The organism is Dactylosporangium sp. NPDC000555 (assembly GCF_040300025.1).
In the GTDB taxonomy this organism is placed as follows: domain Bacteria; phylum Actinomycetota; class Actinomycetes; order Mycobacteriales; family Micromonosporaceae; genus Dactylosporangium.
Genome location: NZ_JBEPDB010000196.1, coordinates 1 through 2,097 on the forward strand (window position 1 = coordinate 1; position 2,097 = coordinate 2,097).

Annotated in this window: 2 protein-coding genes and 1 pseudogene; 1 reads left to right on the forward strand and 2 read right to left on the reverse strand. The window is 75.3% G+C overall.

Going from position 1 to position 2,097, the window contains the following annotated elements:
• Positions 1-1,051: pseudogene (locus ABT297_RS42950) on the forward strand (hypothetical protein); the annotation flags it as partial.
• Between the two features lie 18 nt (positions 1,052-1,069).
• Here the strand turns inward: ABT297_RS42950 and ABT297_RS42955 are convergent.
• Positions 1,070-1,267, reverse strand: coding sequence for a hypothetical protein (locus ABT297_RS42955; protein WP_350559958.1), 198 nt, complete (start codon positions 1,265-1,267; stop codon positions 1,070-1,072).
• Positions 1,264-2,097: MFS transporter (locus tag ABT297_RS42960; RefSeq protein WP_350559961.1), on the reverse strand; the 834-nt coding region annotated here is incomplete at its 5' end. The genes ABT297_RS42960 and ABT297_RS42955, both read right to left, overlap by 4 nt.

Here is a 2,097-nt window from a genome sequence, read left to right on the forward strand (position 1 = left end):
GGCCCGCGCGGGCACCGGCTCCGGGCCCAACCCCCCGACCGGCGCCGTACAGCGCTGGACCGGCGACGCGCGGCGCCCGTTCCGGTTCGAGGAGGTCGGGCGGCTGGGCAACCAGCCCGCCTACTTCACCGTCCACGATGGACGGATCGTCACCGGCACCTGGGCCGGCACCGGCAGCGAGGAGCACGCCGGGGGGTACGTGAGCCCGCCGCTGGACCGGCTGTCCACGTCGGACAGCGCGAAGTGGACGCCGGTGTTCACCGCCGCGCAGTTCTTTCCCGACCCCATCACCGCGCGCAGCGTGGTGTCCTTCGCGGTCACGTCGTTCGACGGCTGGGTGTACGCCACGTTCGGCATCCCGAGCGTCGAGCCCTCGATGACGCGCCATCTCGCCGAGTACCCGCATATCCCGCGGCATACGATTCCGCACCTGGCGCTGGCGTACCTCAAGAGCTCGCCCGCCGGCGTGGTGTACCGCATCAAGGACCCCGGCCGCCCCAACCAGCAGGTCGAGCTGCTCTACGGCGAGCGGAAGTACTGGGTGTACGACCCGGACGCGGGCGAGGAGGGTGCGTGGACCCGCCAGGACAACCTGCTGCACCAGGACCCGAAGTTCGGCGGCGGCGGGTTCGACGACCGGTGGAACGAGTACGTCGGCTGGGGCGCGAACGTGTTCCGCGGCAAGCTGTACATGGGCACGTTCCACACCGAGAAGGTGCTCCGGGACCTCACCCTCAACCCGCGCACCGGCCTGCTGGTCGAGGTTCTCGGGCACCCGGTGCGCCCCCTCGAGCTGCGGCTGCTGCGCGGCGTCGGGCTGCGCGACAAGCGCGCCGCCGGCCAGGTGTGGGTCTTCGACGACGCCGACAGCCCGGCCCGCCCGCTGACCACGACCGGCTTCAACAACGCCGACAACTGGGGCGTGCGCGGCGTCCTGCCGATCGGCGACGAGTGCCTGTTCTTCGGCACCAACCAGGGCTGGCAGTACCCGACCGAGCCCCGCGACGACCCGCCGCGCCGCGCCGGCTGGCAGCTGCTCAGGATGGGCTGACCCGGCCGCGTCGACCGGTCAGGGGAGTTGCTTGCGGCCCGCGGACGGGGCGTCCGGGATCGCCGCGGCCTGGCGGCCGGGGCCCGGGATGGACTGGTACACGGCGCCGGCGATGCACGCGGGGCTGCGGCGAGCCGAGAGCGTCATGCTGTTCGAGCGGTACTGCGCCGATGCCCGGCCCGGGGCCATGCGCGACTGGGCGTGCGGGCTGGTCACACTCGCAGGTCGCGCAGGCGCGGGCTGAGCAGGGCGACCAGGCCGACGCCCAGCAGGCTCGCCGCGGCGCCGGTGACCATCGCGAAGCCACCCGAGGTGGTGGCGGCGACCAGCCCCGCGCGCAGGTTGCCCAGGTGCGGGCCGGCTGTGCCGGCGATGTGCTCCAGCGCCGCGACCCGGCCGCGGTGCGACTCCGGCGTGGTGGCCTGCAGGGCGGTACCGCGGGAGATCACCGCCCACGTGTCCGCCGCGCCGGCGACGGCCAGCGCGGCCAGGGTGAGCGGCAGGCGGGTGCTCAGGCCGGCGACGCCGAGCGCGGCGCCCCATGCGGCACCGCCGCCGAGCAGGACCAGGCCGGGGCGGCCCGGGCGGGTGGCGAGGCCGGACAGGGCCGAGGCGAGCACGCCGCCGACGGCGACGGCGCTGGCGAACAGGCCGAGCACCTGCGGGGAGCCGCCGAAGCGCTCGGCGTTGAGCAGCGGGAACAGGGCGAACGGCATGGCCAGGAAGGTGGCGCACAGGTCGGCGATCAGGGCGCCGCGCACGACCGGGCTACGCGCGGCGAAACGGAGGCCGTCGACGATCGCGGAAAGGCCGCGCGGGCCGGCGGCGGCGACCGGGGCGGTGCGGGGCAGGGTCGCGATGCCGGCCAGGGCGGCGACGAAGGTCACCGCGTCGATGGCCAGGCACCAGGCCGTGCCGAATGCGGCGGTGACGACGCCGGCCACCGCCGGGCCGACGAGCATGGCCAGCCGGAACGACAGGTGCTCGAGCGCGAGGCCGGCGGCGAGGCGGGCCGGCGGGAGCAGCCTCATCCCCGGCCTGCTCCC